Origin of the sequence: Devosia sp., from assembly GCF_028290435.1 — a bacterium.
Lineage (GTDB): Bacteria > Pseudomonadota > Alphaproteobacteria > Rhizobiales > Devosiaceae > Devosia.
The window spans coordinates 30092-55822 of the sequence record NZ_JAQGJV010000021.1; the positions used below are offsets into that span (position 1 = coordinate 30092).

Consider the following 25731-nt stretch of genomic DNA (forward strand, 5'->3'; position numbering starts at 1 on the left):
GCAGGCGCCGTTTGCGCGTCTGCCGGTTCGCGCCGTTCGCGGCACCTTATCGACCCTATTGAAAGAGCCTATCCATGGACCAGGATTTGTCAGATCGCGTTGCCGCCATCACCGGGGCGGCCTCGGGTATCGGCCTCGAATGCGCCAGGACCCTGCTGGACGCCGGCGCTCGCGTGGCGCTGGTGGACCGCGACGAGGCCAAGCTGCGCGACATCTGCGCCGGGCTGGGAGAGCGCGCCTTGCCGGTGGTGATCGACCTGACCAATGCGGCCAGCGTCGCGACCATGTTGCCAAAAATTCTGGACTGGGCAGGTCAGCTCGATATCTTTCACGCCAATGCTGGCTCCTACGTGGGTGGGCCAATTGCCGAGGGCGATCCGGACCAGTGGGACCGGATGCTCAACCTCAACATTAACGCGGCGTTCCGTTCGGTCCACGCCGTCTTGCCGCACATGATCGCGCGCAAGACGGGCGATATCATCATGACCAGCTCGATCGCCGGGCTGGTGCCGGTGGTGTGGGAGCCGATCTACACGGCCTCCAAACACGCCATCCAGGCGTTCGTGCACACGGTGCGGCGGCAGATGGCGCCACATGGGATACGTGTGGGGGCTGTAGCGCCCGGACCGGTGGTGACGGCGTTGATCAGCGACTGGCCGAAGGATAAGCTCGACGCTGCGCTGGCTGCGGGCGACCTGATGGAGCCGACCGAGGTCGCCGCCGCGGTCAAGTTCATGCTGACGCGACCGCGCAACGTGACCATTCGGGACTTGGTGATCCTGCCACAGAGCAACGACCTTTAGATGAGTGGACCCTATTTCATCGGCGTGGATGTTGGCACCGGCAGCGCCCGCGCGGGGGTGTTCGATGCTGCGGGCACCATGCTCGGTTCGGGTAAGCACGATATCCTGCTGCATCAGGCGCCGGGAGACATTGCCGAGCAATCGAGCGAGGACATCTGGCGAGCCGTGGCCGCCAGCGTGCGGACGGCAGTCGCTCAAAGCGCGGTCGATCCCGGCGCGATCAAGGGCATCGGGTTCGATGCGACCTGTTCGCTGGTGGTGGTCGATGCGCAAGGCGCGCCGCTACCGGTGGGTGAGGCGGCCGAGCGCAACATTATCGTCTGGATGGACCACCGGGCGACAGAGCAGGCGGCCAGGATTAATGCGCTAGGGCACAAGGTCCTGATCTATGTCGGTGGGGTGATTTCGCCCGAGATGGAGACGCCGAAGCTGCTGTGGCTCAAGGAAAACAAGCCGGACACGTATACTGGTGCCTGGCAGTTCTTCGATCTGGCGGATTACTTGACCTGGCGCGCCACCGGCAGTCTGGCGCGTTCGATTTGTACGTTGACCTGCAAGTGGACCTATCTGGCCCATGAAAGCCGCTGGGACCCGAGCTATTTCGAGGGCATCGGGCTGGGCGATCTGGCGGCAGAAGGCTTTGCGCGGATCGGCACGCAAGTCGTGCCCGGCGGCACGGCCTTAGGGACGGGCCTGAATGCGGCCGCCGCCGCCGATTTCGGTCTGCCTGCCGGCATTGCGGTGGGCGCCGGACTGATCGACGCGCATGCGGGTGGTCTCGGCACGGTGGGCGCGCGGGGCGGGCCGGGGAGCGTCGAGTCCCGCATGGCCTATGTTTTCGGCACCTCGGCCTGTTCGATGTCGACGACATGGGCTCCGGCCTTCGTGCCCGGTGTGTGGGGGCCGTATTACTCGGCCATGGTGCCCGGCTTCTGGCTGAACGAAGGCGGCCAATCCGCCGCCGGGGCGGCCATCGAGCAGTTGGTGCAGTACCACCCGGCTGCTGCCGCCACACGCGAATTGGCCAGGTCCGAAGGGCTGTCGCTGGTCGGCTGGCTGGCGCGCGAGGCCGATCGACGCGGCGGCGCGGCGCAATTGCCGCAACTGGTCGGTGGCATTCATGTGGTGCCGGAGTTTTTGGGCAACCGCGCGCCGTTCGCCGATCCCGATGCCAGGGCTCTGATCGCCGGCCTGGGCATGGATGGTGGGGTGGATACGCTGGTGGGGCTGTATCTGGCGGGACTGGCTGGGATCGGCTATGGGCTGCGTCAGATCCTCGCCGCCCAGACGGAGGAAGGCATATCGATCGACACTATCGTGGTGAGTGGCGGCGCCGCGCAAAGCCCGCTGGTCAGGCAGATTTTGGCCGACACGACCGGCCTCACCGTGGCCGCCACCGATGCGGACGAGCCGGTTCTGGTGGGGGCGGCGATCCTCGGCGCCCTGGCCTTCGGCAATTTCGCCGATGCCAACGCGGCCATGTCGGCCATGAGCGCCCTCGGCCAAACCTATGAACCGGCGGACGCTGCTCGCGCTTGGCACAACGCACGTAGCGCGGCCTACCGGGTGCTTCAGTATGCGGCGCGAGGCGTGCGCGACATCCGCTGAACTTCTATGGCAGCTCGGGCACCGGCTCCGCGTTCGCCGCAGGCTTGATGCGGAACCAGGTGACATAGAGCGCCGGCAGGAAGATCAGCGTCAGCACGGTGCCGACGACGATGCCGCCGATCATGGCGAAGGCCATCGGGCCCCAGAAGATTTCGCCGGCAATCGGGATCAGGCCCAGGCTGGCGGCGAGGGCAGTCAGCAGGATTGGCCGCACGCGATGCTGTGTGGCTTCCACGACTGCCTCCCAGGGCGGCCTGCCTTCACTGCGCAGATGCTCGATCTGGACGATCAGGATCACCGAATTGCGGATCAGGATGCCGATCAGGGCGAGGACCCCCAGGATCGCCACGAAGCCGAGCGGCTTGCCGGTGGGCAGCAGGGCCGCAACCACGCCGATCAGGGCAAGCGGTGCGACGGCGACAACCAGGAACAGGCGCGAAAAGCTCTGGAGCTGGATCATGAGGATGGTGGCCATGACGAACAGCATGAGCGGGGCAACCGCCAGAATTGGCGCGATCGATTCCGCGCTGCTTTCGGCCGTGCCGCCCTCGGCGATCGAGTAGCCCGGAGGCAGCTTGGCCTCCAGCTCGGCGACCACTGGCCCGAGCGCGGTGGCCACGGTCGCGGGCTGCACGTCGCCATTTACACCGGCGCTGACCGTCAGCGTCGGGACGCGGTCGCGGCGGATGATGACGGGCTGTTCGAGCCGGTATTCGAAGGTGGCGACCGCGGCGAGGGGCACGGCGCGGCCGTCGCCGGTTGAAAGCTGCAGGTTTTGCAGGGTTTCGATGGAACCGCGTTCGGAGCTTTCGGCGCGGCCGACGATGTTGACGAGATAAATGCTGTCCTGCACCTGCGTGATGGTGGTGCCGCTGGTGATGCCGTTGAGCGCGGAGGTGATGTCGGCCGTCGTAATACCGAGCTGGCGCGCCTTGTCCTCTAGCACATTGACCTGGACCGTGCGCGAAGGCTCCATCCAGTCGAAGCCGACTTGGCCGAGATCGGGATTGGTCTGGATGGCCGCGGCCAGTGCATAGGCCTGGTCGCGCAGCACCTTGATATCAGGGCCGCTGATGCGGTATTGGATCGGCCGTCCCACCGGAGGGCCGAGCGACAGCGTCTTGATCACGGCGTCGGTGCCGGGGAAGGTTTTGCGCAGGTAATCGGTGAGCTGGGCGGCGACGCGGTCGCGCACGTCGTTGCCCTTGGTGACGATAACGGTTTGGCCCGTCGAGGGCATGGCCGTGGGGGAGTCGAAGGCCAGCACGAAGCGCGGCGCGCCTTGGCCCACATAGCTGGACCAATGCTCGATATCGGTATTGCCGGTCAGGGCTTCAGCTTCGAATTTGGCGATTTGGGCGCTGGTCTCGCCGATCGAGCTGTTCTGCGGCAGGTTCCAATCGACGATCAGCTCGGGTCGATCGGAGGCAGGGAAGAACTGGCTTTGGACGAAGGTGACGCCATAGACCGATCCGGCGAAGATCAGGACAGTCACGCCGATTGTGAGCCAGCGCAGCCGCATGCAAGTTTGCAGGAAGGTGGCGAATGCGCCCATCAGGCGGCCGCCGCCCTCCTGTTTGTGTTTCAGGGTCTTGGGCAGGATCGACACGCCGATCAGCGGGGTGAAGATCACCGCCACGACCCATGATACGCAGAGCGCAATGGCTAGCACCACGAACAGAGTGAAGGTGAATTCGCCGGCAGAGCTGGTGTTCAGACCGATGGGGATAAAGCCGGCGACGGTCACCAACGTACCGGTGAGCATCGGGAAGGCGGTCGAAGTATAAACGGCGGTGGCCGCCTTGCGCAGCGTATCGCCGGCCTCAAGGCGCGACACCATCATCTCGACCGCGATCATCGCGTCATCGACCAGGAGGCCCAGCGCGATGATCAGCGCGCCGAGCGAGACGCGTTGCAGCGAAATGCCCAGATACGACATGGCCAGGAACACTATGGTCAAGACGATCGGGATGGAGAAGGCCACCACGAGGCCCGCGCGGAAGCCCAGGCTCAGGAAGCAGACGACCAGCACGATGCCGATGGCTTCGAACAGGGCAGTGGTAAAGCCGTTGACAGCCTCTTCCACCACTTTGGGCTGGTCCGAGACCAAGTGGACATCGACGCCGATAGGCAGGTCGCGGGTGATCTCGGCGACTTTTTCGTCGACCGCTGCGCCAAAAGTGAGAAGGTTGCCGCCAGCGCGCATGCCGATCGCCAGCCCGATAGCGTTCACGCCGTTATAGCGAAACAGCGCCGTGGGCGGATCGACATAGCCACGGGAAATATCGGCAACGTCCGCCAGCCGGAAGAACCGGCCACCAACCCGCAGGTTCAACTGGCGAAGGCTTTCTTCGGAGGTGAACTGACCGCCGACGCGAATATTGATCCGTTCGGGTCCAGCATCGATGACCCCGGAGGGGGAGACCGCGTTCTGGTCTTGCAGGGTGGCGATCACCGCCTGGGCGCTGATGCCCAAGGCCGCGAGTTTTCGCGTGGAAAATTCGAGGTGGATGACGTCGTTCTGCGCGCCGATAACATCGACGCGGCCGGCATTGGGGACCGACAGGATGCGGGAGCGCGCATCCTCGACATAATCGCGCAACTGGCGCTGGGTGAGGCCGTCGCCGGTAAAGGCATAGATATTGCCGTAGACGTCGCCGAAGCGGTCGTTGAAGAAGGGGCCGGTCACACCTTGGGGGAATGAGGTGCGGATATCGTTGATCATCGCCCGCACCTGCAACCAGATCGACGGCACCGTGGCGGCGGGCGTGGAACTGCGAAGGTTCACATAGACCGTGGTCTGGCCCGAGGTGCTGATGGAGCGGCTATAATCGAGGCTGGGCAGGTCCTGGAGTTGGCGTTCGATCCGTTCGGTGACCTGCAGGGCGACCTGTTCGGCATCGGCGCCAGGCCATTGTGCGGAGACCACCATGGTGCGGATGGTGAAGGCTGGGTCTTCCTCGCGGCCCAGGTTCAGGTAGGAGAAGAAGCCGGCCACGACCGCCACGATCATGAAATACCAGACGATGGCGCGGTGCTCGAGAGCCCAGTCGGAAAGGTTGAACCCCTTCATGGCACGGCTCCTGTGTCGAACCTGACTTGCTGACCCTCGGTGAGGCTATGAACGCCAGCAGTGACCACCCGCTCGCCGGGCTTGAGGCCGGACAGGATCGGGATCAGGCCGCCAACTGGCGGGCCTGCCTGCACCGGCCGGGATGCCACCGTGCCCTTCGGTTCATCGACGACCCACACCGACGCGGATGCACCAGTAAGATTCACCGCCGAGGCGGGCAGGGCGATTTGATCCGCGTCGGTAACGGGAGCCGTGGCAACAGCGGTGGTGCCGAGCCAGAAGCTGGCTGGCGGCTGTTCCAGGCCGATCCGCAGCCGCCGCAATCGGGTGACCTCGTCGGCCTGGGGGGCGATTTCGCGCAGCGTTCCGGTCGCGGTAATCTGGGGCGCGAGCTGCAGGGCGACGGTGAATTTGGTGCCGATGGCGACGCTTTGCGCGAAGGCGTCCGGCACGTCGATGACGATATCGCGTGCGTCCGGCTGGGCCAGGGTTACGACTGCCTGCCCCGGCGTGACCACTTGCCCGCTTTCGGCGCCCACAGCGGTGACGATGCCGTCGAAGCCGGCGACGAGCTGCGCATAGCCCAATTGATCGCTCGCCTGGGTCACGCTCGATTGCGCCTGCACGACGCCGGCCTGCGCCGCCTTGGTCTGCTGCTGGGCCTGTTCGAGATTGGCCTGGCTGATCGTGTCGGTTTGCAGCAATGCGGCGAGCCGGCCCTCGGCCGCCTCAGCATTCTGGAACTGCGCCTGCGCATTGGCGAGATTGGCGTTCGCCGACTTCACCGCGAGCACGAGAGTTGTGGATTCGATGCTGGCGAGCACGTCGCCGGCTTTGACCGACGCGCCGACATCGACATTGCGGTTCACCAGAGTACCGCCGAGCCGGAAGGCCAATGCCGCGGTGACCTGGGGCTCAACCGTGCCGACGAAGCTGGCTCCGGCGCTGGTTTGAGGCTGGACCGCGATGGAGAGGACCGGGCGGATCGGCGCGGGCGCCTCTGGGGCTTTCTGGCAAGCGGCCAGGGCCAGGGCCGCCAGGGGGAGGACGAATGTCCGGGCCTTCATTTGCTCGCCCCCTGCGCTATAGCAACGGTTTGACCCGGCACCAGCAGCTTGCCGCCTTGCGTCACGACCAATTGCCCCGCCTGCAGGCCGGAAGCGATGACCACGCTGCCCGTTTGGTAGGTTTTGACCGTGACTGGCTGTAGCGAGACAGTGTCGTTCTGCGGATCGATCACCCAGACGGAGGGTTCGCCATCGCGCGACCACAGGGCGCTCCACGGCAATATCGCCTGCTGGGTGGGGCTCGCCGCCACGGTGCCGGCCACCGAGCCGCCCAGCGTCATGCCGGCGGGGGGATTGTCGATGGACACCTTGACCAGAACCGTGCCGGTCTCGGGATCAAGGACCGGCGACACTTCGCGTATGCTGCCCTTGGCGATGACGCTGGCGTCGGCGGTCAGCGCCAACTCGATGCTGACATCGCCGGCCTGGCCAAGAAACGCCGATTCCTGCACATTGAACACCGCATCGCGCGGACCGTCCTCGGCCACCACGAAAATGGGGGAAGCGGCCTGGGCGACTTCGCCGACTTCAAGATTGCGCTTGGTGATGACCCCTGCCGCGGGCGCGGCCAGTGTAGTGTAGGTCAACGCTTCCTTGGCGGTATCGAGCTGGGCTTGAGCGGCGTCACGCGAGCCTTGCGCCGTTTGCAGGGCCGTTTGCGCCGTTTCGAAACTGCTGCGGGTGATGACGCCCTGGGCCAGCAGGGACGTCTGCCGATCGAAGGTGGCTTGCGCCACATCCACCTGGGCCTTGGCGGCATCGAGCCCGGCTTGGGCCGCCTCAAGGTCCGCCTGCTGGCCGGCACCATCGATCCGGGCGAGCACCTGTCCGGCGTCGACATGGTCGCCGACATCGACCAGCCGTTCGGTGACCTGGCCAGTGACCCGGAAGGCCAACTGCGTTTCGTTGCGCGCCTGGATAGTGCCGGTCAGGGTAAGCTGTGGCGCAAAATCCTCAAGGGATATCGTCTGGGCATCCACAATGGTGGCGGCCTTCGCAGCCGGCTCGGGCGCTGCGCCGCAAGCGGCAACGGCAAGACCCAATGCAACCGACACCAATGCCCTGGCAGCCAATGGCCCGCCCCTCATGTGACCGCTCCCCACGCTCTGAGCCCAGGCGTTCAGGTTGGCCTAGTCGTGCCCATTGGGAAAGGCTTTTTTATCAGGCTCAGGATAAGGCCGTATTTGCGGTGAACGTTAGGCTTCCCTGACGTGTTCGATCATATCGATCAGCATGTGGCGGATATGCTCGTCGTCGGCCTCGTAGAGCACCTGGCGATTCTGGCGGGTGCCGCGCACCAGACGGGCGGCGCGCAGCAGGCGCAGGTGGTGGCTGACCAGCGACTGGGAGGCGTCGACGCGGCGGGCGATCTCGTTGACCGGGCAGGGGGTGTCGAGGCACGCCAACAGGATGCGCAGCCGCGTGGTATCGCCCAGCAGACGGTAGGTCTGGGCGATGGCGGCGATCTGCTCGCTGGTTGGCTCGGTCACGAAATCACTGGCTTTCCTGCCGCGGAATTCAAAACTTGGCCACGGGGCGCGACGATTCGCCAGTGGCTGCCGCCGCGGTCTGGATGATCTTTATTGCTCCATCTGCGTTGTGCGGGCATTGAAGCGGCAGTTTAGCCGCGAGGGGCAAGGTTAAGTCGATGTTGTTGATTATTTTTCTGGTGCTCATTTTGCTGCTGGTCCAGGTGATGTTGCCCGGGCGCTACCTGACCGAACAGGTCGGTTCCGAGGTTCAAACGGGTCCACGCGACGACCTGCCCGAGCCCACCCGCGAGCTGGCGCGGTCGCGGCGGGCGCTCGCCAATCTGCAGGAAACCCTGCCGGTATTCCTCACCCTGGCGATTTTGTCGATCGTTCTGGGCGAGCAGGGCTGGTTGTCCCTCGTCGGTGGGGCGGTTTATTTCCTGGCGCGGGCAGGGCACGTCGTCTGCTACATGCGCGGCCTCAGCCCCTGGCGCTCGATCTGTTTCCTGCTTGGCGTGCTGGGCGCGCTGGCGATGGGCATTCCGTTGGTTCCACATATCTGGAGCTAACGCGTCGCAGGGTCTTGCATGGCAGCGGCTTTGCCTTTAGACACTGCCTCGCCTGAAGGGGTGTAGCTCAGTTGGTAGAGCATCGGTCTCCAAAACCGAGGGTCGTGGGTTCGAGTCCCCCCGCCCCTGCCAGGCAAATCTAGACATTAGCGCAGGTTGCGCCGGTCCACCAACGTTCGGAACAGCGGCCAGCAGGTCGCTGCGACGATCGCGCCGGTGACCGCCCAGCCGAGCGCCGCGCCGCCGAGCAGTTCCTGGCCCATATAGGCGCCGGCTATGCAGCCCACGAGGGCGAGCGCCGCTTTCCAGATCAAATCCTTGGTCATTAAATCCTCCCAATAGGGCGGGACTAGACCAAACATATTGACGCGGCTCAAGACGGCGCGACGCGCTGACGGACTATTCGGGCAGGCCGGGGGGCAGGGTGCCGAGGCGGAGCAGGACGCGGGGTTCGTCATACGTGTCGGTTTCGATATCGACTTCCTGGGAGAAGGCGAAGACGCCGGCCTTGTATTCACCCATGCGTTCGGCAAGGGCGATGCAGGCTTCTGCGGTCTTGGCGGTCTTGATGGGGTCAGGGGTGAGCTTGCGGCCCTTGAGCTGAAAACTCTGCACGATAAAGGCGGTTGCCATAAGGCCTCGCTGGTTTGAAGCGCAGGCCTATCATGGGCGCAGGGCAAATGGGCTTTATTCGTAGCGCGAGGGGAATGCTCAGCGTGCGGCCGAGCGCCCGCCTATTTCCGGTCCCAGGGTGTGGGGCGCGTGATGGTGGGCAATTGGTCGAAGCGGCGCTGGATCTGCTGCTGCTGGATCGTGCTCTTGAGGCTGTCGAACTGGGTTTGGGCGTTTCGGTCCATGGTGCTGTCGTGCAATTCCTGCTGCAGGCACAGGGCCTGCTGCTGGCCATTGGTGACGTTATCGCTGGCAGGACCATCGGGCAGGGATGGGCACGCCGCCATCGCGGGCAGCGCCATACCAAGGAGTGCCAGTATTGCCAGGCCGGATTTAATGGTGGTTTGCGGTTTCATCCCCACAAGATGGGGCGTGGCGGGCCATGATGCAAATCAAGATTTGCGGCACTTGCCCGTAAAGGGCCGGTCGATGACGAACTTATTCGGCAGCGACGGCCGGGCGCGGGACGTTGGCGGCGATGGTCGGCCGCGCGTGGCGTTCCTTGATCTTGTTGAGCTGGCGGGCGGCGTGGGCGAGCAGTGCGCTCTTGACTTCGCCGGACGGCCGGAACCCAGTTTCGGCACGCACCTTGAGGTCGAGCGAGTAATCAGTCAATGTACCCATGAATTGCTCGCGAATCTTGACGCGAACGACACCGGTCATGCGACCGGTGATGGTGCGGTGCGGTCCATAATACAGCACTTCACAAGACTTGACCTCGAACGACATCTTTGATGCCCCCATTGCTGCCACAAATGGGCTGCATTTTGATCAAATGCCATTGCATATTGCCGCGCAAGGCCAATTCACAGAATTCTGCGATTCTGATTAACGCGGCTCGCGCACAGATTGGTGATGAGGTGTTTAATTTCTGTCACGGCGGTGTTGCAAATCGTGTCGCAATTGCATAGATAGGCCCCTCAAGCCGTGCGGGTTAACTGCGCGGCCTTTGGTTTTGCACCAAAAACTGCACGAATTGAGTTAGCTGATGGCCCGGACGAACCCGATCACTTTCTTCCAGCAGGTCCGTACGGAAGTCTCCAAGGTCACTTGGCCGACCCGTAACGAGGTCCTGGTTTCGACCGTGATGGTGCTTGTGCTGGTGACCGCCGCGAGCCTGTTCTTCCTGATCGCCGACCAGATTATCTCGTATCTGGTGCAGCTGATGCTTTCGATCCGCGCGTAAGCGGGTCCCCGACTTTATAGAATTAGGAGCGGCGACGCTGCATGGCAAAGCGCTGGTATATCGTTCAGGCATATTCGAATTTCGAGCGCAAGGTTGCGGAAGACATCCGTCAGAAGGTTGCGCAGAAGAAGCTTGAGCACCTGTTCGAGGATGTGATCGTGCCGACCGAAAAGGTCGTCGAAATCCGTCGTGGCCGCAAGGTCGATACCGAGCGCAAGTTCTTTCCAGGCTACGTCCTGGTCAAGATGGACATGACCGATGAGGCGTTCCACCTGATCAAGAATACGCCCAAGGTTACCGGGTTCCTCGGTTCGGACAACAAGCCGATGCCGATTTCGGAAAAGGAAGCCATGGCTATCCTGCAGCAGGTGCAGGAAGGCGTTGAGCATCCCAAGCCCTCCGTGTCGTTCGAAGTGGGCGAGAGCGTCCGCGTTTCGGATGGCCCGTTCGCTTCCTTCAACGGTATCGTCGAGGAAGTCGACGAGGAGCGCGCGCGGCTCAAGGTCGAAGTTTCAATTTTCGGGCGTCCCACTCCGGTGGAGCTCGAATACGGTCAGGTCGAAAAGGTCTGATCAAACCACGAGGCTCAGGTCTCGTGAAAATCTGTGGGAGAGGGTGGTGGCTGCCAAGCCTCCGCAAAACCTCACACCACAGCGTCAACGGTCCGGGTGACACCGGGCATTTTTAAATAGGACGATTATGGCAAAGAAAATCGTTGGCTACGTAAAGCTGCAAGTGGCTGCGGGTTCCGCAACCCCATCCCCGCCGATCGGGCCCGCGCTCGGTCAGCGCGGTCTGAACATCATGGAATTCTGCAAGGCGTTCAATGCCGCCACGCAGGAAATGGAAAAGGGTTCGCCCATTCCAGTCGTGATCACTGCCTATGCGGACAAGAGCTTCACTTTCGAGATGAAGCAGCCGCCGGTCAGCTACTTCATCAAGAAGGCCGTCAACCTGAAGTCGGGCAGCAAGCTGCCGGGCAAGGAATCGGCTGGCACCATCACCGTGGCTCAGCTGCGTGATATCGCCACCAAGAAGATGAAGGATCTCAACGCCGACAATATCGACGCTGCTGTGTCGATGATTGCTGGCTCTGCCCGTTCCATGGGCATTCAGGTCGAGGGTTGATAGATGGCACACGTTGGTAAGAAGCTGGCCAAGGCCCGCGAAGGCATCGACCGCAACAAGCTGTACAAGCTCGATGAGGCTCTGAAGATGGTGAAGGCTCGCGCCACCGCCAAGTTCGACGAGACCATCGAAGTCGCCATCAACCTGGGCGTCGATCCGCGCCACGCCGACCAGATGGTCCGTGGTGTGGTGAACCTGCCGAACGGCACGGGCAAGACCGTGCGCGTGGCTGTGTTCGCCAAGGACGCCAAGGCCGAAGAAGCCCGCAAGGCTGGTGCCGATATCGTTGGCGCCGAAGACCTGATGGAACAGATCATGGCTGGCAAGATCGATTTCGATCGTTGCATTGCCACGCCCGACATGATGCCGCTGGTCGGCCGTCTCGGCAAGATCCTCGGGCCACGCAACCTGATGCCAAACCCCAAGGTCGGCACGGTTACTCCCGATGTCGCCGGTGCCGTCAAGGCTGCCAAGGGCGGCGCCGTGGAATACCGCGTCGAGAAGGCCGGTATCCTGCATGCTGGCGTCGGCAAGGTTTCGTTCTCGGACGAAGCGTTGCTGCAGAACATCAAGGCGTTCACCGACGCCGTTCTGAAGTCCAAGCCTGCCGGCGCCAAGGGCACCTATGTCAAGCGCGTCGCCCTCAGCTCGACCATGGGTCCGGGCGTGCATATCGAGCCGGCTTCGGCTCTCTAAAGAATTCCGGGCGGTTTCGACCGCCCGGGTCGCCCCTTCGCGGGGGTGGAAGTCCTGTCCGAGACTGCCGGTACTGAGCGATCCAGCTCAGCTTAATGCCCGAAGGGCGCCAGCATAGATGGGGTGAAGACCGAAATTTCCGGCCGCGAGGTTGGACACGTCGGTTCGAACCAGGCCGGTTGCCCCTCGGGGTAGCGGTTCACAGGCATGTAACCGTTGCTCCTCCACCCGTTTACGGGCTTCGGAGGGCAGCAATTGGCAATGGTCCGGCTGAATATCGCCGGGCTCAATGTGGAGACTAGCAGTGGAAAGAGCGGAAAAGCGTGAGCTTGTCGCATCGCTCCAGTCAGCCCTGTCGGGCGCTGGATCGATCGTCCTTGCGCAGAATGCCGGTCTGACCGTGTCTAATCTTGAATCGCTTCGTCGCGAGATCAAGAAGGCCGGCGGACAGGTAAAAATCGCCAAAAACCGTCTTGCCAAGCTTGCTCTTAAAGACACCGACAATGCGGACATGTCGGCCCTGTTTACCGGGCCGATCGTCATCGCTTATGCGGCCGACCCCATGACTGCGCCCAAGATTGCGGCAAAGTTTGCTGAAAAGAACGCGAAATACGTCGTTCTTGGTGGCGCCATGGGCAAGACCGCGCTTGACGCGAATAACGTCAAGGCGCTGGCGACCATGCCTTCGCTCGATGAACTGCGTGCAACGCTGGCCGGGATGCTTCTGCAGCCCGCAACGCGTATCGCGTCCGTCATCGTGGCGCCGGCTGGCAATATCGCTCGCGTGTTGGCCGCTCATGCGGAAAAGAGCACTGAAAGCGAAGCAGCGTAATCCCATCGGCCCATCCTGGGCCACCCATGGTTCGAACCTAACACACGTAAAAAAGAGAGATTTATCAAATGGCTGATCTCGCCAAAATCGTAGACGACCTGTCTGCCCTGACCGTTCTGGAAGCTTCTGAGCTGTCCAAGATGCTGGAAGAGAAGTGGGGCGTTTCCGCTGCCGCTCCTGCTGCCGCTGCCGGCCCTGCTGCCGCTGCTGCCGCTCCGGTAGAAGAAAAGACTGAATTTGACGTGATCCTGGTCTCGTTCGGCGAGAACAAGATCAACGTCATCAAGGAAGTCCGTGCGATCACCGGCCTGGGTCTTGGCGAAGCCAAGGCACTCGTCGAGTCCGCACCGAAGGCCATCAAGGAAGGCGCGAACAAGCAGGAATCTGCTGACATCAAGGCAAAGCTCGAAGCTGCCGGCGCCAAGGTCGAACTCAAGTAATTCGACTTTACGGCTTGAATTTAGCGAGATGGCGCATTATGTGCCATCTCGTATCTGTTTTTATGCGAGATACGATTCGCCGGACCGATTGGATGGGTCCCTGGCGCCATTTGCGGAATATATGACGAATTTGATGTCTAAGGCACGGTAACACCGATTTTGCCCTATGGTTTGCTGACCATGGGGTGTTTGGCGTTTTCGGGCTTTCTGCCCTTGGCTGGGGCAGGCATAGGCATTACGAGCCGAAACGAGCGCCCATTAAGGGCAACTATCCTGAGGTCCGACGGCTGATAGTCGGAGTTTTGGATATTTGCCTCCGAGACAAATCGCACAACTAGGAGCTTTCATGGCTACCACGTTCAACGGCCGCCGCAAGGTACGCAAGTCCTTCGGTTCCATTCGCGAAGTCACGGAGATGCCCAACCTGATCGAAGTCCAGAAGGCTTCCTATGATCAGTTCCTCCTCGTCGACGAGCCCAAGGGTGGCCGTCCCGATGAAGGGCTTCAATCCGTCTTCCGTTCGGTTTTTCCGATCACCGACTTTTCCAACACGGCCTCTCTCGAATTCGTGAAGTACGAATTCGAAGCGCCGAAGTACGACATCGACGAGTGCCGTGCGCGCGACATCACGTTCGCTGCCCCGCTCAAGGTGACGCTGCGGCTGATCGTGTTCGAAGTGGACGAAGAAACCGGCGCCCGCTCGGTTAAGGATATCAAGGAGCAGGACGTCTATATGGGCGACATGCCCTTCATGACGATGAACGGCACCTTTATCGTCAACGGCACCGAGCGCGTTATCGTCTCGCAGATGCATCGTTCGCCTGGCGTGTTCTTCGATCACGACAAGGGCAAGACCCATTCGTCGGGCAAGCTGCTGTTTGCCGGTCGTATCATTCCCTACCGCGGCTCGTGGCTCGATATCGAATTCGACGCCAAGGACGTGGTGTTCGCCCGTATCGATCGCCGCCGCAAGATTCCAGTCACGTCGCTGCTCAAGGCGCTGGGCATGGATGCCGAGGAAATCCTCAGCACCTATTACAAGACGCTGAACTACGAAAAGACCGAGAAGGGCTGGCGCGTTCCCTACGATGCCGAGAAGTGGAAGGGCGCCAAGCCAAGCCATGACCTGATCGATGCCAAGACCGGCGACGTCGTCCATGAAGGTGGCAAGAAGCTTGCGGCCCGCCAGGCCAAGAAGCTGGCCGAGAACGGCCTGACGCACCTGCTCGCGGTCAATGAAGATCTCTACGGCATGTATGTTGCCGAAGACCTGATCAACATGCAGACCGGCGAAGTCTATGTCGAAGCCGGCGACGAGATCGACGAGAAGGTTCTCGCCAAGCTGATGGACCTCGGCTTTGACGAACTGCCGATCCTCGACATCGACCACATCACCATCGGCGCTTATATCCGCAACACGCTGGCCGTGGACAAGAACGAAAGCCGCGAAGACGCGCTGTTCGACATCTACCGCGTCATGCGCCCCGGCGAGCCGCCGACCGTGGATACGGCCGAAGCCATGTTCAAGTCGCTGTTCTTCGACAGCGAGCGTTATGACCTGTCCGCCGTGGGCCGCGTCAAGATGAACATGCGTCTCGACCTGACCGCTGAAGACACCGTGCGCGTGCTGCGCAAGGAAGACATCGTGGAAGTCGTGCGGACCCTGGTGGACCTGCGCGACGGCCGTGGCGAAATCGACGACATCGACAACCTTGGCAACCGTCGCGTTCGCTCGGTGGGCGAGCTGATGGAGAATTCCTATCGCCTCGGCCTGCTGCGCATGGAACGGGCGATCAAGGAACGCATGTCATCGGTCGAAATCGACACGGTGATGCCGCAGGACCTGATCAACGCCAAGCCGGCTGCGGCTGCTGTGCGTGAATTCTTTGGCTCGAGCCAGCTCAGCCAGTTCATGGATCAGACCAATCCGCTGTCGGAAATCACCCACAAGCGTCGCCTGTCGGCGCTTGGGCCTGGTGGTCTGACCCGCGAGCGTGCTGGTTTCGAAGTGCGCGACGTGCACCCGACCCATTACGGCCGTATCTGCCCGATTGAGACGCCGGAAGGCCCGAACATTGGTCTGATCAACTCGCTGTCGACCTTCGCCCGCGTCAACAAGTACGGCTTCATCGAGACGCCATACCGCAAGCTGGTCGATGGCATCATCACCGATGACGTCGTCTATCTGTCGGCGATGGAAGAGGCCAAGCACTACGTCGCTCAGGCCAACGTCAAGATCAACGCCAAGGGCGAACTCAATGACGAACTCGTCATTGCCCGCCATGCCGGCGACAACGGCCTGACGCCGCGTGAAAACGTGGACTTGATGGACGTTTCGCCCAAGCAGATGGTGTCGGTTGCCGCCTCGTTGATCCCGTTCCTCGAGAACGACGACGCCAACCGCGCTCTGATGGGCTCGAACATGCAGCGCCAGGCTGTGCCACTGCTGCGGGCTCACGCTCCGTTCGTGGGCACGGGCATGGAAGCTGTCGTGGCTCGTGACTCGGGCGCCGCCATCGTCTCCAAGCGCAAGGGCATCGTCGACCAGGTCGACGCGACCCGTATCGTTATCCGCGCCACCGAAGAAACCGATGCCAGCAAGTCCGGCGTCGATATCTACAACCTGATGAAGTTCCAGCGTTCGAACCAGTCGACCTGTATCAATCAGCGTCCGCTGGTCGTCGTTGGCGATCACATCAACCAGGGCGACATCATCGCCGACGGCCCGTCGACGGACCTGGGCGATCTCGCCCTTGGCCGCAACGTGCTCGTCGCCTTCATGCCGTGGAATGGCTACAACTTCGAAGATTCGATCCTGCTGTCCGAACGGATTGCCATGAACGACGTCTTCACCTCGATCCATATCGAGGAATACGAAGTGATGGCCCGCGATACCAAGCTTGGGCCTGAGGAAATCACGCGCGACATTCCGAACGTTTCTGAAGAAGCGCTGAAGAACCTCGACGAAGCCGGTATCGTGCATATCGGTGCGGAAGTCGCTCCCGGCGACATCCTCGTCGGCAAGATCACCCCCAAGGGTGAATCGCCGATGACGCCGGAAGAAAAGCTGCTCCGCGCCATCTTCGGCGAAAAGGCATCTGACGTTCGTGACACCTCCCTGCGCGTGCCGCCGGGCGATGCTGGTACTGTTGTTGAAGTGCGCGTGTTCAATCGCCACGGCATCGACAAGGACGAGCGCGCCATGGCTATCGAGCGCGAGGAAATCGAACGTCTCGCCAAGGACCGTGACGACGAACAGTCGATCCTCGACCGTAACGTCTATGCACGTCTCAAGGAGATGCTGTTCGGCAAGGCTGCAACGGCTGGCCCCAAGGGCTATGTCGTCGGCACCAAGCTGAATGACCAGATGTTCGAGGCCCAGCCCCGCTCCAAGTGGTGGCAGTTCGCGGTCGAGGACGACAAGGTCATGACCGAGATGGAGGCGCTTCATGCTCAGTATGAAGAGAGCCGTCGTCTGCTGGAACAGCGCTTCATCGACAAGGTGGACAAGCTGCAGCGCGGTGACGAACTTCCGCCGGGCGTGATGAAGATGGTCAAGGTCTTCATCGCAACCAAGCGCAAGATCCAGCCGGGCGACAAGATGGCCGGCCGTCACGGCAACAAGGGCGTGGTCTCGCGCATCGTGCCGATCGAAGACATGCCGTACCTCGAAGACGGTACCCATGTTGACATCGTGCTCAATCCGCTGGGCGTGCCTTCGCGCATGAACGTTGGTCAGATCCTCGAGACCCACCTGGGCTGGGCTTGCGCCGGCATGGGCAAGAAGATCGACGAGATGGTCCGGATCTATCACCAGAAGGGCGATCTGAAGCCCCTCCGGAGCGAGATCCAGGACCTGTTCGCCGGCGACGAAAGCATCACCGACCTCGACGACGACGGCATGATCCGGCTCGGCGAGCACCTGTCCAAGGGTGTCTCGATCGCGACCCCGGTGTTCGACGGCGCCAAGGAAGCCGACATCGTCAAGATGCTGGAAAAGGCGGGGCTCAAGGGCTCTGGCCAGTCCACCGTCTATGACGGGCGTACCGGTGAGCAGTTCGATCGTCAGGTGACGGTTGGGTATATCTATATGCTCAAGCTCGACCACCTTGTGGACAACAAGATCCACGCGCGTTCGATCGGTCCTTACTCGCTCGTTACCCAGCAGCCGCTGGGCGGCAAGGCGCAGTTCGGCGGGCAGCGTTTCGGCGAGATGGAGGTGTGGGCGCTCGAAGCCTATGGCGCCGCCTATACTCTGCAGGAAATGCTGACGATCAAGTCGGACGACGTCGCGGGCCGTACCAAGGTCTACGAATCCATCGTGCGCGGCGACGACACGTTCGAGCCCGGCATCCCCGAGAGCTTCAACGTTCTGGTCAAGGAAATCCGTTCCCTGGGCCTCAATGTCGAACTCGACATGCGCGATGTCGTGGAGCCCGACCGGGCGGAGCTCGCACCTCCTCAGGAAGCGGCGGAGTAATCCGGCACTTCCTAACCCCATTCATTTTCCGTCTGGCCCAGTAGGGCTGGACGGATAGAGGAGAGAATTGATGAACCATCATTCCCACGTCATGGACCCGTTCAATCCGGCAGTGCCGGTGCAGACGTTCGACCAGATGAAGATTTCGATCGCGAGCCCGGAGAAGATTCTCTCCTGGTCGTTCGGCGAGATCAAGAAGCCAGAAACCATCAACTATCGTACGTTCAAGCCTGAACGCGATGGCCTGTTCTGCGCGCGTATCTTTGGCCCCGTGAAGGACTATGAGTGCCTGTGCGGCAAGTACAAGCGCATGAAGTTCAAGGGCGTCATCTGCGAAAAGTGCGGTGTGGAAGTCACGCTGTCTCGCGTTCGCCGCGAGCGCATGGGCCATATCGAACTGGCCGCTCCGGTTGCGCACATCTGGTTCCTGAAGTCCCTGCCGTCGCGCATCGCGCTGCTGCTCGATATGACGCTCAAGGACATCGAGCGCATCCTGTACTTCGAAAACTATGTCGTGCTCGACGCCGGCCTGACCCCGTTCAGCCAGCATGAGCTGCTCTCCGAAGAGCAGTTCCTTGACGCCCAGGACGAATATGGTGCCGACAGCTTCACCGCCAAGATCGGCGCCGAAGCCATTCGTGATATCCTGCTCGCCCTCGATCTCGAAAAGATTGCGGCCGACCTGCGCGTCGAGATTGCTGAGTCTACCACTGAACTTAAGCCCAAGAAGCTCGCCAAGCGCTTGAAGATCGTCGAGCAGTTCATCGTCTCGGGCAACAAGCCCGAGTGGATGATCATGACCATCATCCCGGTCATCCCGCCCGAGCTGCGCCCACTGGTGCCGCTGGATGGCGGTCGCTTCGCCACGTCCGATCTGAACGATCTCTATCGCCGCGTCATCAACCGCAACAACCGCTTGAAGCGTCTGATTGAGCTGCGCGCTCCGGACATCATCATCCGCAACGAAAAGCGCATGCTGCAGGAAGCTGTTGACGCGCTGTTCGACAACGGCCGCCGTGGCCGCACCATCACCGGTGCCAACAAGCGTCCGCTGAAGTCGCTGTCTGATATGCTCAAGGGCAAGCAGGGCCGGTTCCGCCAGAACCTGCTCGGCAAGCGCGTCGACTATTCGGGTCGTTCGGTCATCACCGTGGGTCCGAACCTCAAGCTGCACCAGTGCGGCCTGCCCAAGAAGATGGCGCTCGAGCTGTTCAAGCCCTTCATCTATTCGCGTCTTGAGGCCAAGGGCTTCTCGTCGACGGTGAAGCAGGCCAAGAAGCTGGTCGAGAAGGAAAAGCCCGAGGTTTGGGATATCCTGGACGAAGTGATCCGCGAGCACCCGGTTTTGCTGAACCGTGCGCCCACGCTGCATCGTCTTGGCATCCAGGCATTCGAGCCCATCCTGATCGAAGGCAAGGCAATCCAGCTGCATCCGCTGGTCTGCTCGGCATTCAACGCCGACTTTGACGGCGACCAGATGGCCGTTCACGTTCCGCTGTCGCTCGAAGCGCAGCTGGAAGCGCGCGTCCTGATGATGTCGACCAACAACATTCTGCACCCTGCCAACGGCCAGCCGATCATCGTGCCGTCCCAGGATATCGTGCTGGGGCTGTATCACCTCAGCCTGCTGAACGAGAACGAGCCCGGCCAGGGCATGAGCTTCTCGTCCATGGGCGAGCTGGAACACGCGCTCTACAACGGCGTCGTGACCATGCATACCAAGATCAAGGGCCGCGTCCATACGTTCGACGAGAACGGCGCGTCCAAGACCGAGATCGTGGAAACGACCCCGGGCCGCATGATCATCGGCCAGATTCTTCCCAAGCATCCGTCGGTGCCGTACGCTACGGCCAACCAGCTGATGACCAAGAAGATGATCTCCAAGATGATCGACACGGTGTACCGTGGCTGCGGTCAGAAAGAGACCGTGATCTTCTGCGACCGCGTCATGCAGCTGGGCTTCACCCATGCCTGCAAGGCCGGCATTTCGTTCGGCAAGGACGACATGGTCATTCCGCCGAGCAAGTTTGCGATCGTGGAAGCGGCGCGTAAGCAGGTTGAGGAATTCGAGCAGCAGTACAATGACGGTCTGATCACTCAGGGCGAGAAGTACAACAAGGTCGTGGACGCCTGGGCCAAGTGTGGCGACAAGGTTGCCGAAGAGATGATGAAGGGCATTGCTGCCGTTCAGATCGACAAGGAAACCAAGCGCCAGAAGCCGATCAATTCGGTTTACATGATGAGCCATTCGGGCGCTCGTGGTTCACCGGCACAGATGAAGCAGCTTGCCGGCATGCGCGGCCTGATGGCCCGTCCTGACGGCTCGATCATCGAGACCCCGATCACGGCTAACTTCAAGGAAGGCCTCAACGTTCTCGAGTACTTCAACTCCACCCACGGTGCCCGTAAGGGTCTGGCGGATACGGCGTTGAAGACCGCGAACTCGGGCTATCTGACCCGTCGTCTCGTCGACGTGGCACAGGATGCGATCATCGTTTCCACCGATTGTGGTACCGATCGCGGCCTGACCATGGAGCCGATCGTCGATGCCGGCCAGATCGTGGCTTCTATCGGCCAGCGCGTTCTCGGCCGTACGGCCGCTGACGACATCAATCACCCGCTGACGGGTGACCTGATTGCCGCCAAGGGCACGCTGCTCGAAGAAAAGCATGTCGATATCATCGAGGACGCCCGGATCCAGTCGATCCGCATCCGTTCGCCGCTGACCTGCGATATGCGCCAGGGGACTTGCGCGGCCTGCTACGGTCGTGACCTTGCTCGCGGTACCCCCGTGAATATGGGTGAAGCTGTCGGCGTTATCGCCGCACAGTCGATCGGTGAACCCGGTACGCAGCTCACCATGCGCACGTTCCACATCGGTGGCACGGCTCAGGTGGTCGACAGCTCGTTCCTGGAATCGGGCGCAGAAGGCACCATCGCCATCCGCAACCCGAACGTGGTCAAGGTCGAAGGCAACAAGCTCGTCGTCATGGCGCGTAACGTGTCGCTGGCCGTTCTCGATGCCGAAGGCAAGGAACGCAGCACCCACAAGGTGACCTACGGCTCCAAGCTCCTCGTCAAAGAGGGTGATCAGGTTCGCCGCGGCCAGCGTCTGGCTGAATGGGACCCCTACACCCGTCCGATCCTGGCCGAAGTCGATGGCGAAGTGCAGTTCGAAGATCTGCTCGACGGCACCTCGGTTGCGGAAAACACCGACGAGGCGACGGGCTTCACCAAGCGCGTCGTGATCGATTGGCGCACCAATCAGCGCGGTGACGGCCTCAAGCCGGCACTGGCGATCGCTCGCAGCGGTGCCGTGGTCAAGGTCGACCGTGGTGGCGAAGCGCGCTATCTGCTGAGCGTGGATGCCGTGTTGAACGTGGAACCTGGCCAGAAGGTCTCGCCCGGCGACGTGCTGGCGCGTATCCCGCTGGAAAGCGCCAAGACCAAGGACATCACCGGCGGTCTGCCGCGTGTGGCCGAGCTGTTCGAAGCCCGTCGTCCCAAGGATCACGCCATCATCGCCGAGATCGACGGCATCATTGGTTTTGGCCGCGACTACAAGAACAAGCGTCGCGTCATCATCAAGCCGCATAACGAAGGCGAAGAGTCGGTCGAGTACCTGATCCCGAAGGGCAAGCCATTCCATCTGCAGGAAGGCGACACCATCGAGAAGGGCGAATACATCCTCGACGGCAATCCGGCTCCGCATGACATTCTGGCAATCAAGGGCGTGGAAGAGCTTGCTCGTTACCTCGTCAATGAAATCCAGGAGGTCTACCGGCTCCAGGGCGTGCTGATCAACGACAAGCATATCGAGGTGATCGTTCGCCAGATGCTGCAGAAGGTCGAGATCGTGGATCCAGGTGATACCGGTCTGCTCAAGGACGAGCAGCTCGACAAGCTGGACTTCGACGAGCTCAACGACCAGTTGGTCGCCGATGGCAAGAAGCCGGCAACGGCCAATCCGGTGCTGCTCGGCATCACCAAGGCGTCGCTGCAGACCCGCTCGTTCGTGTCGGCTGCTTCGTTCCAGGAAACCACCCGCGTCCTTACGGAAGCGGCGGTTTCCGGCAAGGCCGATCTGCTCGAAGGCCTCAAGGAGAACGTCATCGTGGGTCGCCTGATCCCAGCCGGTACCGGCGCGGGCATCACTTCGGCCAAGCTGATCGCCGCCAAGCGCGACGAGCTGATCCTCGACGAACGCCGCCGCCAGGCCAACACCGCCGCGATCCCGTCGCCGCGCGTGTTCGACAAGCCGGTGGAAACGCCAGCCGAGTAAGCTCGGATCGCATCGAGAAGTTTAGGGAAGGGGGCCGCTAGGCTCCCTTTCTTTTTGCGCGGTCGGCGGGTCTGCCAACTGACGCAAAACCGTAACGGCAGTGCAATCAGACTGTAGGCGGACCGACACATTGGCTGGGTAGGGAAGGCGGGTTCAATTTACCTTCCGGAGAAGTCATGTTCCGTTCCCTCCTTCTGGCTGGGGTCAGCCTGTTTGGCCTCATGGCCACTGCCAATGCCCAGGACGTCCCGAAATTTGAGGCCGTGCTGAAGGCTCACGCCCAGCAGCCGGGCGCGACCTTCGTCGAAGCGCCCGCCGATGCGCCCGCCGAGTTTCAGATGTCGGGCCGTTTCACCTCGGGCACCCGCGTCGAGACGCTGGAAGAATTCAAAGATGCCAAGACCGGCATCGGCATGCCGTTCAAGGGCCAGGCCCTGCAGGGTTTTTCCGGCATCCGCTCGCTCGGCGATGGCCGCTTCGTCGTGCTGACCGACAATGGTTTCGGCGCCAAGGCCAACTCGGCTGACTCGCTACTGATGTTCAACACTCTCAAGGTTGACTGGGCCGGCCACACCGTCGCTCGCGAATCCGGCGTGTTCCTGTCCGATCCGAACCGCGTCGTGCCGTTCCCGATCGTCAATGAAGCCACCGACACCCGCTACCTGACCGGCGCCGATTTCGACGTCGAGTCGATCCAGCCCGTCGGCGACAGCTACTATTTCGGCGACGAATTCGGCCCCTGGCTGATCAAGACCGACGCCAAGGGCGTCGTCACCAACGTCTACAAGACCCAGATCGGCGACCTCGTCTACAAGGGGCCGGACAACCAGACCGTGTCCACTCCGAACCCTGGTGCTGAACTGACCGGCGTCGTCACCCAGCGTTCGGGTGGCTTTGAGGGTATGGCTCAGTCGCCCGATGGCAAGACGCTTTATCCGCTGCTCGAAAAGACTTTCTGGGATGCCGACAAGAAGGCGTTCGAGTTGATCGACGGCAAGCCTGCGATCCGTATGCTGCAGTTTGATGTCGCGACCGGCGCCTTTGCCGACAAGGTTCGCTACTATCCGCTGGAAGACGCTCCGAACTCGATCGGCGACTTCAACATGATCGACGACCACCGTGCGCTGGTTATCGAGCGTGACCAGAACCAGGGCGATGCCCGTGACGGTTGGGCCGCGAAGCCCGCGCTGCTGAAGCGCATTTACCTGATCGACATCGACCAGCTCGATGCCAATGGTGTGGTCAAGAAGCTCGGCTACATTGACCTGCTCGACATCAAGGATCCCGATGGCATCGCGCCGCGTGGCTCCAAGGATGGCGTCTTCACCTTCCCGTTCGACACGATCGAAAACGTCGACCGCGTTGACGAGAACACCATCGTCGTCGCCAACGACAACAACTTCCCCTTCGACGTCAGCCGCGAGCAGGGCAAGCAGGACGACGAGGAATTCATGATCCTCGACGTGACCGATCTCCTCAAAGCCAAATAACCAAACCAGGTGTGCGGGGAAGGGGCCTTCGGGCCCCTTTTTCCTTGGATGTGAGAGACGGCAATAAAAAAGGGGCCCCATTGGGCCCCTTTGGATTCGATGGCAGGCTGGCTTACTTCTTGAAGCCGACGTGATCGGCGAACTGGCCGACGACCAGGGTCCAGAGACCAATCTGCGAATCGAGGTATTCAGCGCTGACGCCCTTGACCATATCCAGGTCCATCTCGACGACGGCGTCCTTGTCCTGGTCGAGATAGGCGCGGCTGAAACGCTTGTTCATGTTCCAGTCGTTGATCACTTCGAACTTCGGCTTCAGGTCGAGGAAGCCGAGGTAGAAGTTCAGGTCCTCGCAATTCTTGTTGTCGGTGCAATTGCGGAAATAGATCTGGTAGGTGATTCCATCGACCTTGCCGGTGATCTGCGGATCGCCATTGCTCTGGGCCGTCAGCGTCGCCGAGCCGTAGCCGCGCGCCGCGTTGAGAATCTCATCGGTATTGGCTGCAGTCAGCGACTGGGCCTGGGCCGAAATCGTCAAGGCAAGCGCCAGGGCGCCGCCAGCAAACATGGCATTCAATTTCATCTGCATTCCCTCTCGTGAGTCGTCAGGCGTGGCCGGAAAGGCCCGTGCGCGTCCCCGCACCCGGTTCTACACGTTTCCTCAGAAGGGGAGAAGTACGGCGCAAATCAATTGTGCGGGCGTAACTGCGCGCAGAAGCGCTATGCTACGGGCATTAAGAGGCGCGAAACGAATACGCTACCAAAGCATATCCGGCATGCAGTTTTTCGCGAAAGAATCCTTGACGCATGCAGACATCGGCACTAAACAGCCCATACCTAAGCAGTCGGTCGTGAATGTCGCTTCGGGTACCTGCCATCTTGTGCGGGCATCCAGGACACTCAAACACACTGGTGGGTAGATAGACGAAGCAAATCCTTGTGCGCATGAACGTGGTCCTTTCGGGCTACGGTCCGCTGCAATTAAGGCGCCGCCGTTCCCCTAACCGGGTCGGATGAGCGCCGTTTTGGTTTGCTGCGTTGTGATCGAAACGATTTGGACGATGGAAAGAGCTCAATGCCCACCATTAATCAGCTGATCCGCAAACCACGCGCCAGCAAGCCAAAGCGGAACAAAGTTCCGGCGATGGAAGCCAACCCGCAGAAGCGCGGCGTTTGCTCACGTGTCTACACGACCACTCCGAAAAAGCCGAACTCGGCTCTGCGTAAGGTTGCCAAGGTTCGCCTGACCAACTCCCGCGAAGTGATCTCGTATATCCCGGGCGAAGGCCACAACCTGCAGGAGCACTCCGTTGTGCTCATTCGCGGCGGTCGTGTTCGCGACCTTCCGGGCGTTCGTTACCACGTGCTCCGCGGTGTCCTTGACACGCAGAGCGTGAAGGACCGCAAGCAGCGCCGTTCGAAGTACGGCGCGAAGCGTCCGAAATAAGGAGATAGAGTCATGTCCCGTCGCCATAGCGCAGAGAAGCGTGATGTTATTCCTGATCCCAAGTTCGGCGATCTGGTTGTCACCAAGTTCATGAACTCCTTGATGAAGGACGGCAAGAAGTCGGCCGCCGAAGGCATCGTTTACGGTGCGTTCGAAATCGTCGAGTCCAAGACCAAGCAGGACCCCATCGTGGCGTTCCACACCGCACTCGACAACATCCGCCCGTCGGTTGAAGTCCGGTCGCGTCGTGTTGGCGGCGCCACCTATCAGGTTCCGGTTGAAGTCCGTACCGATCGTCAGCAGGCCTTGGCCATTCGCTGGCTGATCGACAGTGCCCGCAAGCGCGGCGAGAACACGATGCGCGAGCGTCTGTCCGGCGAGCTTATGGATGCGGTCAACGGTCGCGGCCAGGCCGTCAAGAAGCGCGAAGATACGCACCGTATGGCTGACGCCAACCGTGCCTTCTCGCACTACCGCTGGTAGGAGCTT

The 25731-nt window shown here is 61.5% G+C and carries 23 protein-coding genes and 1 tRNA gene; 15 read left to right on the top strand and 9 right to left on the bottom strand.

Annotated elements, in window-relative coordinates; translation table 11 throughout:
• The first annotated feature begins 74 nt into the window (after positions 1–74).
• Together JWP26_RS06135 and JWP26_RS06140 are read left to right on the top strand one after the other, a co-directional pair.
• The gene (locus JWP26_RS06135; protein ID WP_299724752.1) at positions 75–803 is read left to right on the top strand and encodes an SDR family oxidoreductase; all 729 of its coding nucleotides are present in this window, start codon (positions 75–77) and stop codon (positions 801–803) included.
• Positions 804–2411, top strand: coding sequence for an FGGY-family carbohydrate kinase (locus JWP26_RS06140; RefSeq protein ID WP_299724754.1), 1608 nt, complete (start codon positions 804–806; stop codon positions 2409–2411).
• Positions 2412–2415: 4 nt separating this feature from the next.
• Here JWP26_RS06140 and JWP26_RS06145 read toward each other — a convergent pair whose 3' ends face one another.
• From JWP26_RS06145 to JWP26_RS06160, 4 genes are all read right to left on the bottom strand, one after another.
• Positions 2416–5484: an efflux RND transporter permease subunit gene (locus JWP26_RS06145; protein WP_299724756.1), complete on the bottom strand. Its 3069-nt coding sequence runs from the start codon at positions 5482–5484 to the stop codon at positions 2416–2418.
• On the bottom strand, positions 5481–6551 hold the full coding sequence (locus tag JWP26_RS06150; RefSeq protein ID WP_299724758.1) for an efflux RND transporter periplasmic adaptor subunit: 1071 nt from the start codon (positions 6549–6551) through the stop codon (positions 5481–5483). Before JWP26_RS06150 ends, JWP26_RS06145 begins: the two co-directional genes overlap by 4 nt.
• Complete coding sequence (locus JWP26_RS06155) at positions 6548–7606, bottom strand: efflux RND transporter periplasmic adaptor subunit (RefSeq protein WP_299724760.1); 1059 nt, start codon at positions 7604–7606, stop codon at positions 6548–6550. The genes JWP26_RS06150 and JWP26_RS06155 overlap by 4 nt, the downstream gene beginning before the upstream one ends.
• 141 nt (positions 7607–7747) lie before the next feature.
• Positions 7748–8041, bottom strand: a complete 294-nt coding sequence (locus JWP26_RS06160; RefSeq protein ID WP_299724762.1) for a helix-turn-helix transcriptional regulator — start codon at positions 8039–8041, stop codon at positions 7748–7750.
• Positions 8042–8199: 158 nt separating this feature from the next.
• On the opposite strand from JWP26_RS06160, the gene JWP26_RS06165 reads away from it, so the two are divergent.
• Both JWP26_RS06165 and JWP26_RS06170 read left to right on the top strand, forming a co-directional pair.
• Positions 8200–8592, top strand: coding sequence for an MAPEG family protein (locus tag JWP26_RS06165; RefSeq protein ID WP_299724764.1), 393 nt, complete (start codon positions 8200–8202; stop codon positions 8590–8592).
• 56 nt (positions 8593–8648) lie between these two features.
• A tRNA-Trp gene (locus tag JWP26_RS06170) sits at positions 8649–8724 on the top strand.
• Positions 8725–8738: 14 nt separating this feature from the next.
• On the opposite strand, the gene JWP26_RS06175 is transcribed toward JWP26_RS06170, so the two are convergent.
• The 4 genes from JWP26_RS06175 to JWP26_RS06190 form a co-directional block, all read right to left on the bottom strand.
• Entirely contained in the window at positions 8739–8918 is a 180-nt protein-coding gene (locus JWP26_RS06175; RefSeq protein WP_299724766.1) for a hypothetical protein, read from the bottom strand.
• 73 nt (positions 8919–8991) lie between these two features.
• Positions 8992–9225: a hypothetical protein gene (locus tag JWP26_RS06180; protein WP_299724768.1), complete on the bottom strand. Its 234-nt coding sequence runs from the start codon at positions 9223–9225 to the stop codon at positions 8992–8994.
• A 101-nt stretch (positions 9226–9326) separates the two neighbouring features.
• Entirely contained in the window at positions 9327–9566 is a 240-nt protein-coding gene (locus JWP26_RS06185) for a hypothetical protein (RefSeq protein WP_299724770.1), read from the bottom strand.
• 136 nt (positions 9567–9702) lie between these two features.
• Entirely contained in the window at positions 9703–9993 is a 291-nt protein-coding gene (locus JWP26_RS06190) for a hypothetical protein (RefSeq protein WP_299724772.1), read from the bottom strand.
• A 259-nt stretch (positions 9994–10252) separates the two neighbouring features.
• On the opposite strand from JWP26_RS06190, the gene secE reads away from it, so the two are divergent.
• The 9 genes from secE (at position 10253) to JWP26_RS06235 (ending at position 23798) form a co-directional block, all read left to right on the top strand.
• A complete protein-coding gene (gene secE, locus JWP26_RS06195; protein ID WP_299724774.1) occupies positions 10253–10450 on the top strand; it encodes a preprotein translocase subunit SecE in 198 nt (65 codons plus the stop codon).
• Positions 10451–10491: 41 nt separating this feature from the next.
• On the top strand, positions 10492–11022 hold the full coding sequence (gene nusG, locus JWP26_RS06200) for a transcription termination/antitermination protein NusG (protein ID WP_299724776.1): 531 nt from the start codon (positions 10492–10494) through the stop codon (positions 11020–11022).
• A 127-nt stretch (positions 11023–11149) separates the two neighbouring features.
• Complete coding sequence (rplK, locus tag JWP26_RS06205; RefSeq protein WP_299724778.1) at positions 11150–11578, top strand: 50S ribosomal protein L11; 429 nt, start codon at positions 11150–11152, stop codon at positions 11576–11578.
• A 3-nt stretch (positions 11579–11581) separates the two neighbouring features.
• Positions 11582–12274, top strand: coding sequence for a 50S ribosomal protein L1 (gene rplA / locus JWP26_RS06210; RefSeq protein ID WP_299724780.1), 693 nt, complete (start codon positions 11582–11584; stop codon positions 12272–12274).
• Between the two features lie 304 nt (positions 12275–12578).
• Positions 12579–13106 carry a 50S ribosomal protein L10 gene (rplJ, locus tag JWP26_RS06215; protein WP_299724782.1) on the top strand — a complete coding sequence of 176 codons (528 nt, stop codon included), beginning with the start codon at positions 12579–12581 and terminating at the stop codon, positions 13104–13106.
• Between the two features lie 68 nt (positions 13107–13174).
• Positions 13175–13546, top strand: coding sequence for a 50S ribosomal protein L7/L12 (gene rplL / locus JWP26_RS06220; RefSeq protein ID WP_299724784.1), 372 nt, complete (start codon positions 13175–13177; stop codon positions 13544–13546).
• Positions 13547–13892: 346 nt separating this feature from the next.
• Entirely contained in the window at positions 13893–18026 is a 4134-nt protein-coding gene (gene rpoB / locus JWP26_RS06225) for a DNA-directed RNA polymerase subunit beta (protein WP_299724786.1), read from the top strand.
• A 70-nt stretch (positions 18027–18096) separates the two neighbouring features.
• Positions 18097–22308: a DNA-directed RNA polymerase subunit beta' gene (rpoC, locus tag JWP26_RS06230; RefSeq protein WP_299724788.1), complete on the top strand. Its 4212-nt coding sequence runs from the start codon at positions 18097–18099 to the stop codon at positions 22306–22308.
• Between the two features lie 176 nt (positions 22309–22484).
• On the top strand, positions 22485–23798 hold the full coding sequence (locus tag JWP26_RS06235) for an esterase-like activity of phytase family protein (RefSeq protein ID WP_299724790.1): 1314 nt from the start codon (positions 22485–22487) through the stop codon (positions 23796–23798).
• 112 nt (positions 23799–23910) lie between these two features.
• Here the strand turns inward: JWP26_RS06235 and JWP26_RS06240 are convergent, their stop codons facing one another.
• Positions 23911–24378, bottom strand: coding sequence for a YbjN domain-containing protein (locus tag JWP26_RS06240; protein ID WP_299724792.1), 468 nt, complete (start codon positions 24376–24378; stop codon positions 23911–23913).
• Between the two features lie 492 nt (positions 24379–24870).
• On the opposite strand from JWP26_RS06240, the gene rpsL reads away from it, so the two are divergent.
• Positions 24871–25242, top strand: coding sequence for a 30S ribosomal protein S12 (gene rpsL / locus JWP26_RS06245; protein ID WP_046136734.1), 372 nt, complete (start codon positions 24871–24873; stop codon positions 25240–25242).
• Between the two features lie 12 nt (positions 25243–25254).
• Complete coding sequence (gene rpsG, locus JWP26_RS06250) at positions 25255–25725, top strand: 30S ribosomal protein S7 (RefSeq protein ID WP_299724798.1); 471 nt, start codon at positions 25255–25257, stop codon at positions 25723–25725.
• Positions 25726–25731: the final 6 nt, after the last annotated feature.